Source organism: Bifidobacterium sp. LH_413 (assembly GCF_056357015.1).
The window spans coordinates 922,668-936,771 of sequence record NZ_JBKEVK010000001.1; the positions used below are offsets into that span (position 1 = coordinate 922,668).

The 14,104-nt window shown below is 63.8% G+C and carries 15 protein-coding genes and 1 pseudogene; 5 read left to right on the forward strand and 11 right to left on the reverse strand.

What is annotated here, in order from left to right:
* Positions 1–68: 68 nt before the first annotated feature.
* From AC1AYN_RS03745 to AC1AYN_RS03770, 6 genes and pseudogenes are all read right to left on the reverse strand, one after another.
* On the reverse strand, positions 69–929 hold the full coding sequence (locus tag AC1AYN_RS03745; RefSeq protein WP_476532170.1) for a deoxyribonuclease IV: 861 nt from the start codon (positions 927–929) through the stop codon (positions 69–71).
* An 82-nt stretch (positions 930–1,011) separates the two neighbouring features.
* Complete coding sequence (locus AC1AYN_RS03750) at positions 1,012–1,503, reverse strand: hypothetical protein (protein WP_156963185.1); 492 nt, start codon at positions 1,501–1,503, stop codon at positions 1,012–1,014.
* 77 nt (positions 1,504–1,580) lie between these two features.
* On the reverse strand, positions 1,581–4,154 hold the full coding sequence (locus AC1AYN_RS03755) for a TOTE conflict system archaeo-eukaryotic primase domain-containing protein (RefSeq protein ID WP_476532172.1): 2,574 nt from the start codon (positions 4,152–4,154) through the stop codon (positions 1,581–1,583).
* A complete protein-coding gene (locus AC1AYN_RS03760; protein ID WP_476532324.1) occupies positions 4,049–4,468 on the reverse strand; it encodes a TOTE conflict system archaeo-eukaryotic primase domain-containing protein in 420 nt (139 codons plus the stop codon). Before AC1AYN_RS03760 ends, AC1AYN_RS03755 begins: the two co-directional genes overlap by 106 nt.
* Before the next feature lie 84 nt (positions 4,469–4,552).
* Positions 4,553–4,966 (reverse strand): annotated as a pseudogene (locus AC1AYN_RS03765) (VOC family protein); the annotation flags it as partial.
* 54 nt (positions 4,967–5,020) lie between these two features.
* Positions 5,021–6,019 carry a hypothetical protein gene (locus tag AC1AYN_RS03770; protein ID WP_476532174.1) on the reverse strand — a complete coding sequence of 333 codons (999 nt, stop codon included), beginning with the start codon at positions 6,017–6,019 and terminating at the stop codon, positions 5,021–5,023.
* A 157-nt stretch (positions 6,020–6,176) separates the two neighbouring features.
* On the opposite strand from AC1AYN_RS03770, the gene AC1AYN_RS03775 reads away from it, so the two are divergent.
* Positions 6,177–6,593, forward strand: coding sequence for a peptide deformylase (locus tag AC1AYN_RS03775; protein WP_476532176.1), 417 nt, complete (start codon positions 6,177–6,179; stop codon positions 6,591–6,593).
* Between the two features lie 143 nt (positions 6,594–6,736).
* Positions 6,737–7,696: an aldo/keto reductase gene (locus AC1AYN_RS03780; protein WP_476532178.1), complete on the forward strand. Its 960-nt coding sequence runs from the start codon at positions 6,737–6,739 to the stop codon at positions 7,694–7,696.
* 461 nt (positions 7,697–8,157) lie between these two features.
* Here AC1AYN_RS03780 and AC1AYN_RS03785 read toward each other — a convergent pair whose 3' ends face one another.
* Positions 8,158–8,919 carry a TetR/AcrR family transcriptional regulator gene (locus AC1AYN_RS03785; RefSeq protein WP_476532180.1) on the reverse strand — a complete coding sequence of 254 codons (762 nt, stop codon included), beginning with the start codon at positions 8,917–8,919 and terminating at the stop codon, positions 8,158–8,160.
* Positions 8,920–9,004: 85 nt separating this feature from the next.
* Between AC1AYN_RS03785 and AC1AYN_RS03790 the strand changes: the two genes are divergently transcribed.
* From AC1AYN_RS03790 to AC1AYN_RS03800, 3 genes are all read left to right on the forward strand, one after another.
* Positions 9,005–9,703: an SOS response-associated peptidase gene (locus AC1AYN_RS03790; protein WP_476532181.1), complete on the forward strand. Its 699-nt coding sequence runs from the start codon at positions 9,005–9,007 to the stop codon at positions 9,701–9,703.
* Positions 9,704–9,826: 123 nt separating this feature from the next.
* Positions 9,827–10,192 (forward strand): YccF domain-containing protein, encoded by a 366-nt coding sequence (locus AC1AYN_RS03795; RefSeq protein ID WP_476532183.1) that lies wholly within the window; start codon positions 9,827–9,829, stop codon positions 10,190–10,192.
* Between the two features lie 326 nt (positions 10,193–10,518).
* On the forward strand, positions 10,519–11,883 hold the full coding sequence (locus AC1AYN_RS03800) for an MFS transporter (protein ID WP_476532185.1): 1,365 nt from the start codon (positions 10,519–10,521) through the stop codon (positions 11,881–11,883).
* An 18-nt stretch (positions 11,884–11,901) separates the two neighbouring features.
* On the opposite strand, the gene AC1AYN_RS03805 is transcribed toward AC1AYN_RS03800, so the two are convergent.
* The 4 genes from AC1AYN_RS03805 to AC1AYN_RS03820 form a co-directional block, all read right to left on the reverse strand.
* Complete coding sequence (locus AC1AYN_RS03805; RefSeq protein ID WP_476532186.1) at positions 11,902–12,393, reverse strand: N-acetyltransferase family protein; 492 nt, start codon at positions 12,391–12,393, stop codon at positions 11,902–11,904.
* Between the two features lie 33 nt (positions 12,394–12,426).
* Complete coding sequence (locus AC1AYN_RS03810; protein WP_476532188.1) at positions 12,427–12,726, reverse strand: DUF2316 family protein; 300 nt, start codon at positions 12,724–12,726, stop codon at positions 12,427–12,429.
* Between the two features lie 130 nt (positions 12,727–12,856).
* Positions 12,857–13,198: a hypothetical protein gene (locus tag AC1AYN_RS03815; protein ID WP_476532189.1), complete on the reverse strand. Its 342-nt coding sequence runs from the start codon at positions 13,196–13,198 to the stop codon at positions 12,857–12,859.
* 254 nt (positions 13,199–13,452) lie between these two features.
* Positions 13,453–14,031, reverse strand: a complete 579-nt coding sequence (locus AC1AYN_RS03820) for a hypothetical protein (RefSeq protein WP_476532191.1) — start codon at positions 14,029–14,031, stop codon at positions 13,453–13,455.
* Positions 14,032–14,104: the final 73 nt, after the last annotated feature.

Sequence of the window (14,104 nt, forward strand, 5' to 3'; positions counted from 1 at the left end):
ATCGTGGCCGGCCGGCGGCGTGCGTCGCTGTTGTCGCGCCGTGCCGTCGGCCGCCGCTCCCCCGCCGGTCAGTTCTCCCGCAGTCCGCGCAGCAGGGCGATCTCCTCGCGGTGCGTGTCGGGTGTGTTCTCCTTGGTTTCGAGGATCATCGGCAGCGTGTTCATGCGCGGGTCGTTGACGAGACGCGTGAAGAACGGCAGGCCGAGCTTGCCGTCGCCGATGTTGGCGTGCCGGTCCTTGTGGGAGGCGAGGCCGTATATGGAGTCGTTCGCGTGGATGGCTTTGACCTTGTCGAGGCCGATGACGTCGTCCAGTCGGCGGATTACGCCGTCGTAGTCGTCGACGAGGTCGTAGCCGGCGTCGAACACGTGGCAGGTGTCGAATGTGACGCCTATGCGCGTGGGGTCGTCGAGCCGGTCGATGATGGAGGCGAGTTCCTCGAAGCTGCGCCCGCATTCGGTGCCTTTGCCGGCCATGGTCTCCAACAGGATCGTGATGCCCGTGCCGTCCGCCTGTTCGGACACGCGGTCAAGGGCTTCGGCGATCAGCCGGCATCCGGTTTCCGCGCCCTGTCCCACGTGGGAGCCGGGGTGGATGTTGAGGTAGGTCTCCTGGCCGGCTTCGCGGATGGGCGCGAGCAGGCGCATGTCCTCGGCGAGCGCGTCGATGGCGAACGCCCGTTTGGCCGGATCCTTGCCGGCGAGGTTGTACACGTAGGGCGCGTGGACGACGAGCGGCCCATAGTGTTCCGCTGCCAGTCGCGCGCCGAACGCGGCCGCCTTGTCCGGGTCGAGGGCCTTCGACCGTCTGCCGTATGGGGAGCGTGGGAAGAACGCGAACGTGGTGCCATGTTCCGCGTGTGAGCGTGCGATGAGCTTGTCCCATCCGCCCGCGGTGGACAAGTGCGATCCGATGAGCAGTTCCGTCATGTCGTCGCCTTTCGTGTGGTGTTGCGTGTAGTCTGCTATGCGGTGTTCCGTGACCGCATGCCGTGGGGTGGCCGCGTTTCCGTCAGCCGTTGCCGTGGTCGATTTCGGTCCAGGTTTCGCCGTCGTCGTCGAGCAGGAGATACCAGGTCATGGATTGGGGTCCGCGGCTGAGCGACGGTTCGAAGCCGTCGCAGGTGAAATCGACGTCGGCCATGAGTATGCGGTCGCGGCCGTAGCGCTTGTATGCCTCGTAGATGCTGGACGAGTAGCTTGGGGATTCGCGCTTGGTCTTGTCCTCCAAGTCCAGAATCCGATCGGTCCGCGTCTCGTCGTAGGCGACCTTGTCCAGCGTGCATCCGCCGAAGCCGGTGAACGCGTTTGCGATCGTCTTGCCGGCGGCGTCAAGCTGTTTCCGTGTGAACCGATCGGAGGCGGAGTACGTGTATCGCGCGTGCGCGATGTCGCCCGGCCGGTCCGACCACCATCGTGCGAACGCGAACAGTCCCACGACGGCCAGGACGATGATGACGGCGATGACGACTCCCACGCCGCGCCTCCGGTCATGTTCCTTCACTGTTCCGCCTCCTCCATGGATTCTCATGGTTTCTATAGTCTAGGGTGTTCTTCTGATCGGATGGAATCTGACCACGTTCAGGCGTTCATCGTTTCGTTCGCGTTGACACCTTCGACGAGCAATCGTGAGATACGCGCATCGGCGAACCGCAGCGAGCAGTCGTCCGATTGGATTCTTCCCAACAGGTCGATGGTGCCGAACCAGATGAGCTCATCGTCGAACACGGCGAATTCAGTGCAGGCGTTCACGGCCTGTACCGAGCATCCCAATGCGCGAAGCCTATCCATGTTGCGTGTTGTCCGCGAGCGCGATGTCTCCGTCGCGTTGGCCGGGACGCGTACGTTGACGGTGATGGCCACTCCCCTGCCTGCCGCTTCGAGAATCACATCGGTCACCTGGTCGATGGCATGCCGTGTAAGATATCCGGCGCAGAGCGTGATCGTCCGTCGGCAATGTCTGATGTCGTTGCGGAACATCGTATGGAATTCGTCCGCGTTGATGATGGGGACGGTCCGATCGCCGTGGCGTTGTCCGGCGAGCGCGTTTTTGCGTTCCAGCAGGGCTTTCGTCTTCGCTTGGCGTCTCGCATCGGATTCACTGCCCGGCAGCATCGGCGTGTATCCCTGCGCCGCATATGTCTTCAATCGTTTACGGTACATGCTGGCGGCCATGGGAATGGTCACGTCGATGTAGTCATAGACGCGTACCTCACGTTTCCCCTCGTTGTCCCGGTGCAGTCGTCCGACATACTGGGCGACCGACGCTTCCACGGATACAGGCGCCGTCAGCATGAGCGTATCCAATCGTCGGCAGTCGAATCCTTCGCCGATGTAGCTTCCGGTCGACACGACGGCGAGGCCGTCTTCCGAGGGGATGCGCTTGAGCTGTTCGAGCTTGTCGTGTCGGCTCTTCTTCGTTTCGGCACCGTAGAGAAGAATCACATGACTGCATTCTCTTTTCTGGAGAGCGTTCGCGAGCGCTTGCGCATGTTCGATGCGTTTCGTGAGCAACAGCGGTGTTCTGCCTTCATCGATGAGCGTCATGGCGTCGTTGACGATCATGGTGTTGCGGTCTTCGTCACCGCATGCGGCTTCCAGGTATTCGTGGTAGGTGTATGGTTCGACGAGCTCGTAATTGGTTGCCGTGAAGCGTGGCACGTATCGTCTGGAGAAACGTTGCGTCGCCATGTGCTCGTTGACGTCGATGGTGTCACGGACCGGCCCGCATCGCATGGTGACGATCGGTTGCATGCCGTCGTCGCGTTTCAGGGTTCCGGTGAATCCGTAGACGTATTTCGCGTTGGTTTCTCGGGCGATCGCTTCGGTGTCTGGGGATGCCACGTGGTGACATTCGTCGAAGATGATCATGCCGTAGCGGCTGACCACGTCTTTGACGTGTTTGGTTCCGGCGATGTCGCCTTTGTCGAACAGTGATTGCGCCAGTGCGATGTCGACGATGCCGTTGGGCTCGTTGCGCCCGGTTCCTATCTGTCCGATGATGTGGCGTTTTCTCCGGCTGACGCGTCCGGTTCTGGTCAGTAATGGCGGCAGCGTCGCGGTGATGTCGAGGAACTGCTCAAGTCGTTCCCTCCATTGTTCGAGCAGTGCGGAAGAGCGCAGGATGATCAATGCGTTGGTCTTTCTTTCGGCGATGAGGTTCGCCGCGATTACGGTTTTACCGAATCCTGTTGGAGCGGTGAGGATACCGTCATCATGTGCCAGCAAGTTCTGCGCCGCGATGTTCTGACGTTCGCGAAGCGTTCCCGTGAATTCCACTTGGATCCGTTCGCCCGGGTTGCGTTCGTTGCGGTATGACACGACGGTTCCCGTGCGGCTCAGCAATGAGGTCAGGGATTCCTTGCACCCTCTCGGCAGGAGAATATTGTCGTCGGTCTCCTCGCCACGGTAGATGATTCGAGGCTTGTCGTAGATGGGTTGGCGCATGGCTTGCGCCCGATAGAAGTCGGGGTTGGCGAACGCAGCGAGCCGGCGTATCGCGTTGAGTGCTGCTTGAGTCATACCGTCCTTGGGGATGACGAGCATGCTGCATTCGATGATGGTGACGGACCGTGGCGTGTCCGTCGAGGAAAGGTCGTGGAATCGGACTCCTGACGGTTGGCCGTTGTCCTTTGCTTTATCGGAAGCTCGATGTGCGCCGGAGGCGGGATTGCCCGATGGTCCGATTGCTGTTGTCATCCGAGCTGCGATGGCGCGTACCTGTTCAGGTACAACACGTTTGATTGAGGCGAGATACGCCCATTGGTCCGGGTATGGATTGAACTGTTCGTCGATGAATACGCTGTTGCCGTTGTCACGTGCCATGCGCTGCAATGGGAGTGCGATCAGGTTGCCGAATCCTCCGGAAGGAAGAACATCCTGATTGGGGAACATGCGGTCGTAGGACCGAAACTCGATGTGGACCAGGTCTGAGGCCTCGGTCAGCAACGCGTCTCCCATGTGCCGGACCTGTGCCGCATCCATCGGCTCGTCGAGGAACAGCCACAGGTGCCCGCCGTCTCCGGAGCGCGATCGTTCCATGGCCGGTTCTATGCCGTATCGCTTGCAGACGTTTCTGACCGCCATGATTTCATCTCGCCATCCGTCATCATCGAAGTCGATGGCGAGGAACCAGACCGTCGACTCCTTGGACATGGGGTAGAGCCCGACGACATTGACGAGCCGCTCATCCCGTTTGGTGAATGGTCGAGGAGCACCTGATCGGTCAGTGGCTTGCATCGTCGCTGCCCAGATGGAGTGGGAATACGTTTGCCGCTTGCCAAAGTGGTCCATTCGTTCCATGCCGCCGGCGCATACCCGGTTTTGCCGGTTTTCCTGGACACGAACCCGTGCGCATAGACATCGTCGCGACCGCGGAACAGGGAACGGAACAGCTTGATTTTCCGTTCGGATGAACTGCGCGCTGTGACCGGCCCATCACTGGCGTCGGTCACCGGACTACCGGGCATATCGGGGAGGGACGTGTCCGCCTGATTCACCTCAGGCTGGTCGGGATGTTCGCATGCTTTCGTTTCCTGACGGCCGTACCAGCCGGACCAGTCGGTGACGGCTTCGACGTTGTTGCCGTCCGGGTCGAGTATGAACGCGGAATAGTATCCGGGATGGTAGGGGCGCGGGCCGGGCGCGCCGTTGTCGCGGCCTCCGGCGGCGAGCGCCCGCATATAGAAGGCGCATACGGCGGCCTTGTCCTGTGCGAGGAACGCGATGTGGGTGACCGGGCATGCGGATGGTCGCGATGCCTCCGGTTCGGTCGTCTCATCCGCATGATCGGCTTCGTCGGCGGGCGACAGGTAGAAGTCGGAGTGCGGGGTGCCGTCGTCGACGCCGAATCCGAGCGTGGGTTCGTGGTGGGCTTTGACGATGTAGCCGAGCGGGGCGAGCGCCTGCGTGTAGAAGGCGATGCTGCGGTCGATGTCGCGTACCTTGAGCGTCAGATGGTCGAGCATGCCTCCACTGTAGCGCGGGCGGCGTGGCGTGCGTTCCGTCCGCGCTCCCCCGGTTCAGCCGAGCCGGTATGCGGCGGCCGCGGAGCCCATCGCCAGGGACGCGGTCCTCGCGTGCTCCCGGCATTGGCGGTACGCCTGTTGGAGGGCTGCGACGACGGCGAGCGTACGTTCCGCGTCGGTGTCGCCCGGCTGGACGGTGACGGCGTCCAACGCGCGCTGGCCGAGCGCCTGGAACCGGCTTTGCACGGGTTGCGGCCATTTCGCGTATCCAATCGCCGTAGGGAACACGTCGGTGACGAGCCGACGCGCATAGTCGATTCTCGCCTCGTCGGGCAGTCCGGCGATGGTGGCGAAGACGAGCACCCAGTCGCGGTGCAGGGATTCGCAGACCCGTCCGATCGTCGGCAGGTCGGCGGCCGGCTGCGTGCGGAGTTCCTTGGCGGTCCCGTCCGCCGTGGCGATCTCCTGCGACGGTGCTGTCGCGGCCGGCTCGGCCGCCGGGTTCGCGATCCGCTTGCCGGGGGCCGGTTTGCCGTCCACGGCGGATCTGAGCTTCAGCGTCTCGCAGGCGCAGGCCGCCTCGTCGCGCATCGTGGGCCACTGGTCTTCGGGGACCGGCTTGTAGGTGAAGTCGAGCGCCTCGCACACCGGTTCGGCGATCTGGAGGAACCGGGTGCGGGTGATGCGCCCCTTGCGGCCGCTCGTCCATCGGATCGAGGTCGCGGCCCAGATGATGCTGGGACTGTTCGGACAGGGCGCGACCATGAGCGGTTCCCCGTCGGCCTTGGGCATGGTGGCGCGGTCACGGTCGGTGAACAGGGTGACCAGCCGGATGTCGCGTCGTTTCGCCTTGCGGCGTTTGCGCGTGTCCTTGTCTTGCGTCCGGCTGTGCAGTCCCCAGGATCCGATCTCGAACGCGGCCTTCCGGTCGGGGAAATACATGTCGAGCTCCTGACCGTCCAACTGATCCGTATCCCCCTGGACGATCGTCTCGTCGGGCATCAGCCACGCGAAATACGAGTGGAACAACGCCTCCTCATAGGAAACCGGCATGCGGGACCAGCCTTTCGGATCTGTGGGACACCATCGGGACTCTGCGAACATGATAGCCGCGGTCACGCCGTCCCGCTTCCCGCCGCGCAACGCGGCATGTACCCGGGAAGCCGATACAATCGGAGCGTTCACCACGGGCGAGAAGAAGGGAAGCATCATGGAACGGGCGATCATGACCTCCGAGGCGTTCCTGCGGCGACCGTCCGACGAGGCGACGGAGGCCGATCTGCCGGTGGCGGCCGACCTCATGGACACGTTGGCCGCGCACGCGGACTCGTGCGTCGGCATGGCCGCGAACATGATCGGCGTCGCCAAGCGGATCATCGTGTTCCATGACGAGGCGACCGGCCGGAACATGATGATGCTCAATCCGGTCATCGTGGAGAAGTCGGGCCGGTACGAGACCGAGGAGGGGTGCCTGTCCCTGAAGGGCGTGAGGCCGGCGGTCCGCTACGAGCGCATCACCGTCACGTATCGGACGCGACGCTGGCGGGAGGCGACCGCCGCGTTCGACGGGTTCACCGCCGAAATCATCCAGCATGAGATCGACCACTGCGACGGCATCCTCATCTGACGGCATGTGCCGGGAACGGGCAACCGGCCATGGATTATGCCTATAGCGTCCGCCGCATGGCCACGTCATGCCGGCTGCATAATGATGGGGAACGCTGGCGGCGAAGGGACCGCGGCGACGACACGAAAAGGATGGTCTGGACCATGACGGACAAACGCGTGAAAGTGGGGAACAGCGACCTGGAGGTGTTTCCGCTCGTGCTGGGCGGCAACACGTTCGGCTGGACGAGCGACGAGGCGACCAGCCGCAGGGTGCTCGACGAATACGTGGAGGCCGGAGGCGACTTCATCGACACTGCCGACGTGTACTCGGCGTGGGCGCCGGGCAACGCGGGCGGCGAATCCGAGATCATCCTCGGACGTTGGCTCGCCGTGCGCGGCAACCGCGACAAGGTGGTCGTCGCCACAAAAGTAAGCGAGCACCCGCAGTACAAGGGGCTCTCGCACGACAACGTGATCGCCGCGGCCGACGAGTCGCTGCTGCGTCTCGGCGTCGACGCGATCGACCTGTACTATGCGCACTTCGACGACAAGGCGACGCCGCTCGAGGAGACGGCGGCGGCGTTCGACGAGCTCGTCAAGGCGGGCAAGATCCGCGCGATCGGCCTGTCCAACTACACGGCGGACCGCATCGGGGAGTGGTTCCGCATCGCCCGCGAACACGGCTACGCGCTGCCGGTCGCGCTGGAACCGCACTACAACCTCGTCACGCGCGGCGACTACGAGCGCACGCTCGCGCCCCTCGCCGCACAAGAGAACCTCGCCGTGTTCCCCTACTTCTCGCTGGCCGCCGGATTCCTCACCGGCAAATACCGTTCCGCAGCGGACTCGGAAGGCAAGGCACGCCAGGGCATGGTCGCCGGCTATCTCACCGCCGACGGCTTCGCGCTGATCGACGCGTTGGACGAGGTCGCCAAAGCCCACGGCGTGGCGATCGCCACGGTCGCGCTCGCCTGGCTGCGCCACCGCCCGCAGGTCGCCGGCCCGATCGCCTCGGCGCGCACGCCCGAACAGCTGCCCGCGCTCCTCGCCTCCGTGGACCTCGACCTTGCGGCCGATGAGATCGCCGCGCTCGACAAGGCGTCCGAACCGTTCACGAAATGACGTCGCCAAGATCCCGACCTCACGATGAGGCGGGACGACTAGATGACTACTAGGCACCGCTAAGGCGGGTCGCCTTCCGAACATCGCATGACGAATGCGGCCGGAAGACGACCCGCCTTTCTCATTCCGGGCATCGAAGAAGCGGGGCCGACACATCGGTGGGACACAACGAAGCGTCCTACCGAACGTCCATGCGTTTGAGTCGGCATGGCTCTTCCCCACTCCGAGTATTCATATGAAAGCTTATTTCTTATGAATGGCAAGGCTGTTTTCTTCCATATGTATGCGTCTTTCATATGAAAGAAAACAGTCTTCGGAAAACACTTCGAACTAGCCGGAAAAACGGCTGTATTTCGCCGTTTTAATTCATAATGCAGTCGCTATCATTTGAATATTCGGCACGGAAACGCGCGCTTGCCGACGGCCATTCGGTCCGAATGGCCGCGAACTACGAAGGCGGGTCAGTGCGACAGCGTCTCCATCGCCTCGGAGACGACGTCGACGAGCACGTCGACGACATCCGCGTCACCGATGCCATCGTCGCATCGCCGCGACCATTCCAGCAGTGATTCGATGATGCAGTCGATGATGAGGGAGACGGACAGGCGCACGGGGAAACCGACGCGCGCACCGCCGTCGGCAGCGGCGTCGTCGCTTCCCCATACCGCCGCGACGGCATCCGCCCACTGCGGTATGCGCGCGTACAACGCGACACGTAGCCCCTCGTCGAAACGCACGATGCGCAGCCGGCGCGCCAGCTCCTCCAACTGTGAAGGTTCGAGTCCGCCGAGCACCTGCGGTACCATACGCCGGACGAACCCGATTGGAGAGCCGCCCCTCCGCTCCTTGACCTCCCGACGCAGGTCGGCGAACATCTCGCCATCCGTCGGGAACCCCAGGACGAGATCCTCCTTGGACGGGAAATACCGGAACAGGGTGATCGCGGACATGCCCGCCTCGTCGGCGATGCGCTGCGTGGTGACCTTGTCGTAGCCGTACTCGTCGAACAGGCGCAACGCGGTCTCGCGGATCGTCGCGCGCGTGGCGATCTTCTTGCGCCGCTGCCAGCGGGCGCGCGCCACGGTCGCCTTCACCGAAACGCCGCGACGGCTCGTCCGATCCTTCTCATCCTCCACGTCGAACAGGGTCGGCGCGTCCGACAATGCGACTGCGGCCTTCCGACGCGGCATCGCATCGTCGTTCTTCCTCGCATCAACGGACATGGCTTCCTCCTCGCGTCCCACGCGTCTCCCCATCGGACATCACCATGGTACCCGCGAGCGGACGGACGCGCGTAGACTGAACCGCATGTGCAGAAGGTTCGCGCTTGACCTGGATTGGGACGCGGTCGCCCGGTGGCTCGACGTCGGGGAGGACGACATCAGACGCGACCGGCTGCCGCGCCCCTCGTACAACATCGCGCCCACACGAACCATCGGCGTCGTCGCGCAGGGACGCGACACACGCCGGCACCTGACCGGCGCGTACTGGACGCTCGTACCCCGGTGGAGCCGGAGCAAAACGCTCCCCTACCCCACATACAACGCGCGCGTCGAATCCATCCACACCAAACCCACGTTCGCCGAATCGACGCGCTCCATGCGCTGCGTCATCCCCGCGAGCGGCTACTACGAGTGGAAGGGCAAACGCCCGTTCTACTTCCATGCGGACGGCGACGAGCCGTTGGCGATGGCCGGACTGTACTCGTGGTGGCGCGCCTCCGACGCCTCGCCGTGGCGGCTGACCGCCACGATCGTCACCTGCCCGGCCGTGGACGGGCCGGCGAGCGTGCACGACCGCATGCCGCTGCTCGTACCGGACGACATGACCGCGGCATGGCTGGACCGTGCGGTCGACGGCGCGCGTCTGACCGGTCCGCTGCGGGAGCGGGGCACGGAGCTGTCGCGCCGGCTGCGGTTCCATGAGGTCGCGCCGTTGCCGGCGGACGACGACGGCCGGCGTCTCATCACGCCGGTCGAACACGTCGAACCGATCCGGCTGTTCTGAACGCCGGACGGAAGACCATTCAGGGAGGAATCAGGGAATCCCCCGATGGCAGGCGGCACCGCGCGATGGGACAATGGGATGATTGCGGCATATGGAATCCATACGTGAAGGAGTGAAGAGAACATGAGGCTGATCGGCAATATCCTGTGGCTGGTGCTCGGCGGGCTCGCCATCGCGTTCGGATGGGCGGTGATCGGTCTGGCGCTGTGCATCACGATCGTCGGCATCCCGCTGGGGCTCCAGGCGTTCAAGATGGCCGGGCTCACGCTCACCCCGTTCGGCAAGACCGTGCGCTACGGCGGCGGATTCGGCTCCACGCTCGCGAACATCATCTGGGTGGTGCTCGCCGGACTCTGGATGGCGATCGGCTACGTGATCGCCGGACTCGCCAACTGCGTGACCATCATCGGCATCCCGTTCGGCATCCAATCGTTCAAGATGGCCAAGCTCGCCCTCTGGCCGTTCGGCGCGCAGATCCAGGACCTGTAACCCATCCGTCCGCCCCGCCTCGGCGGGGCGCGGCACGTCCGTCGACTATCATGGATGGAAAATCGGAACATTAGTCGAGCCAAAGGAGCCTCGCATGTACGTCGTTCTGGAATCCTTCGCATACAGCTGAGAGCCGGGCCCCCACCTGCCTTCCACATCATGGTGTCACGGCCGGCGACCATACGGCCGTGACGCGTCTTTATGCGAACTTTCCGAACGCCGTCCATGAACGGTGCGCAGCATCCACCACACAGTCCGTCGATCGTCGACGGTGACGAGTGGCGGGCCGCGCACCGATCATGGCGCATCATGAAACGAGGCCCATCATGAACGCCGACGACCACCCGAACCCGATCCACACGCAATCCCCCGATTCCCCTCCCAACGCGACCATCACGCCCACCGCGACCACTCCCGCGAACGGACCGTCGCGACGCACCCGCCCGCTCTGGCGGCTCCCCGCATACCGCCGCTGGTTCGCCGCCGACACCGCCGACGTGGTCGCCGTCAGCCTGCGCACGTTCGCCATACCCTTGCTCGGTCTCGCCCTGTCCGGCTCGACGTTCGTCGCCGGACTGCTCGTCACCATCGAATCGGCGATCGGACTGACGCTCATGTCCGTCGGCGGGGCGCTCGCCGACCGTCACGACCGGCGTCGACTGATGATCCTGCTCGGTCTGACCGGCACCGCCCTGTCCGCCGCGGTGACGGTCATGCTCGCCGCCGGGACGATGCGCGCGACGACGTTCGCCGTGGCGGTCGTCCTGTTCGCGGTGATGAACGGACTGCTCGGACCGTCGAACGACGCGATGCTCAAATCCCTGGTGCCGATGGACCGGTTCGCGAAGGCGCAGGCCATCCGCGAGGCGCGAGAGTCGTGCGTCGAACTGTCCGGCGGCGCGATCGGCGGACTCCTGTACCGGATCGCCGGATGGATGCCGTTCCTCGCCTCCGCGCTGCTGTACCTGACCTCCGTGTTCGCCTCGCTGGCGTTGCCGAAACAAAACGGCGACGCCGCCGATGGGGACTACATCCCTTCCTCTCCGGACGTCGGCAAGCCGTCGTTCCTCTCCCAGTTCGTCGAAGGCTGGCGGTGGACGCTGACCCGCAGGACCGTGCTCGCGGCGATCGCGCAGGGCGCGGTCATGAACGTCGCCTGCTACGGGAGCATCATCGGCGTACAGATCATGCTGGCGGAACGCGGCACGGACGCGGCGCTCATCGGACTCGTCGGCACCGCCACCGGAGTCGCCGCGCTGATTGGCTCGTTCGCCGCCGGATGGCTGGTCGAGCATGTGCCGACCGGTCGGCTCATCATCCTCACGTTCGCCGTGTTCACGGCGGCTATGCTGCCGCTCGTGTTCACCGACTCGTATGCCGCGGCGGTCACGTGCATGGCCGTGGCATCGGTGCTGTTCCCGGCGTTGAACGCGGGCGAGCTCGGGTTCATCTTCGGGCGCACGCCGGATGACATGCAGGGCAGGGTGTCCACCGTGTTCGAGACGACGGTCGGCGTGCCGGGCGCGTTGGCGCCCGCGTTGGTCGGATGGCTGCTGCAGACGCCGGGATTCGGTTTCCGCGCGGTCATGCTGCTCGTCGTCCTGTGTGCCGCCGCCGGACTGCTGCTCGCCTGCCTCACTCCGACGCGGCGTATCCCGTTGCCCGCGCTATGGGAGCAGGTCGGGTTGTAGTCGGAAGATCCGCCGCTTCTACCGGTAGTTGGCCATCTCGAGTTCGGGGCCCAGATCCTCGGTCTGGGTCAGTCCGGTCTCGTGGAAGCCGATGTGCCGGTAGAAGCCGCGCGCGTTGTCGTTGAACCCGGACACCCATAGCGCGAGACGGTCGTTGCCGACGGCCCGTTTGCCGGCTTCGACCAGCATGCGTCCGACACCATGTCGATGCCAGGATTCCAGCACGTACAGCGAAGCCAGTTCCGCCGCGTCAGGACGGTCGATCGGCGGCCGAGGCGTGCGCAGCAGTTCCGCGAACCCGATCACGTGATCGTCCGCGAGCGCCACCAGCGTGACCTGGCCGGGGTCCTTGGCGTGGGCTTGGGTGAGTTTCAGCGCGAACTGCGGGGTAATGGCGTCCACGATGTCCTGCGGGATGCGCCCTTGGTTGAGTTCGCGCCATGTGCGGGACTGCACCTGCGCCTTCTCCTCGAACCATCGTGGTTCGATCGGCGTTATGCGGATCGTCATCGGTTCCCTTCGCCGCGTTGGTTGTGCTTCGTGTCAGTCGAGCCGGTTCGCGTCGATGATTCGGTCGTCGAGGAACCAGTAGTCGTGCGGGTCGCCGCGCAAGGCGGTGAACGGCACCGGGCGGATGCCGGCGGCCGAGGCCTTGTCGAGTAGGTAGCGGCGTACGATCCACGGATATTCCAGCACGCCTGACTCGAGGTCGATGATGCGTCGGACGGTTTCACCGTCGACTCCGAAATCGGCGCCGATCCGGTCGACGGTCAAGCCGAGCAAATCCATGTTCTCGCGGAATTCGCGGATAGTCGCCTCACGTTGTGCGGTGGTCAATGACATATCGTGCTCCCCCTTTGCTGATGCCGCAATGTCGACTGCATAGAGTCTACCGCCGTGGATGCGGTTCGCCCATCGGAGAATCGCATGGGACCATTCGATATGAGACCGGCATCAGGAACGCCTGCCGGCCTCACCGCCCCCGCCGCCAGCCGGTCGCCGCGGCGACGCCGGACACGACCTGCACGCAGAACAGGCCCGTGAGGAAGAGCGGGACGACGGGCTGGTAGGTGTGGTAGAAGTCGACCATGTCAGGCTGCGCGTACGGTGCCGCGATGGCATACGTCGCGTAGGCGAGCAGCGCGACGAACGCCGAACCAGCGAGCATTGCGACCACCGCCACGCGCAATCGACGACGCTCGCCCTCAGCCCAGGCCAGTGCTTTGAACGCGACTATGATGCATATGGCGACCAGCAGATAGCACAGCAGCCCGTACGTGGGCAGCATGTCGATGATGGTGAATGTCGATTCCATTGCGTCACCTCATATCCGGAGTTTCTGGACCGCCTGGCCACCCCTATCGTCTTCGATCGAAGGATGCGCGGATTCGTTGTCCTATTCGATTATCGCTTTCACCTTCCCACCGGCACAACATCGTGTCAAGCAATCGCATGACGGCCGTCGACCATGGTTGACTCCATGATGCCAGAACACCCTGAAGGCTCACTCGATTCCTCGTTGTACACGCCTGGAAGCCGTTATGCCTAGACGATGCGGCTCACGCGTCTTCACACCAAAGCCGCATATTCCATGATAAGAAAAACAAGCAGCCAACCGAGCAGCACCAGAATGGCTGACGTCAACTGGACATTCCCATCCGGCATCGTGCGGATTGTAGTCGAGTAGAAAAGACTCCGCGTCATAGGAGCCGCGGAGACAATGAATGGTTTGAGTAGTATCGGCGTCAAAGAATAGACGGCTAGTCCGAGCAACACGTTTCCGGCGGTCAAGGTCAGTGATAACACAGCGACTCCGTTCATCGCCGCCAACGCCGTGTATCGAAAGACGAGATTGATGCCACTGCCGCTTCCGTAGACAATCGCATCACCGGCGGCGTCCACCAAGGTCAACAGCAGGGTGGCGGCGAGGATGATGGTTTTTGACGACACGAGAGCGACCGCCATCCGATACCGGGAGCCGACGATTATCGCCGCTATCGTGGATTCTTCCGAACTGAGCTCGATATTCGCCAGTACTGCGGCGACGATTATCGTCGCCTGCGAGGCCAGCGTCATGCTGCTCGCGACATCCAATGGGTTGGCTCCAGAGGCGTCCAAACTGATCGGCAGTGCCGCGACCGTGTACACGAGAACTACCCAGCATACGGCTAACACGCACGCAACCTGTAGGATGCGTGCAGTCGCATCCTTGTACAACAGG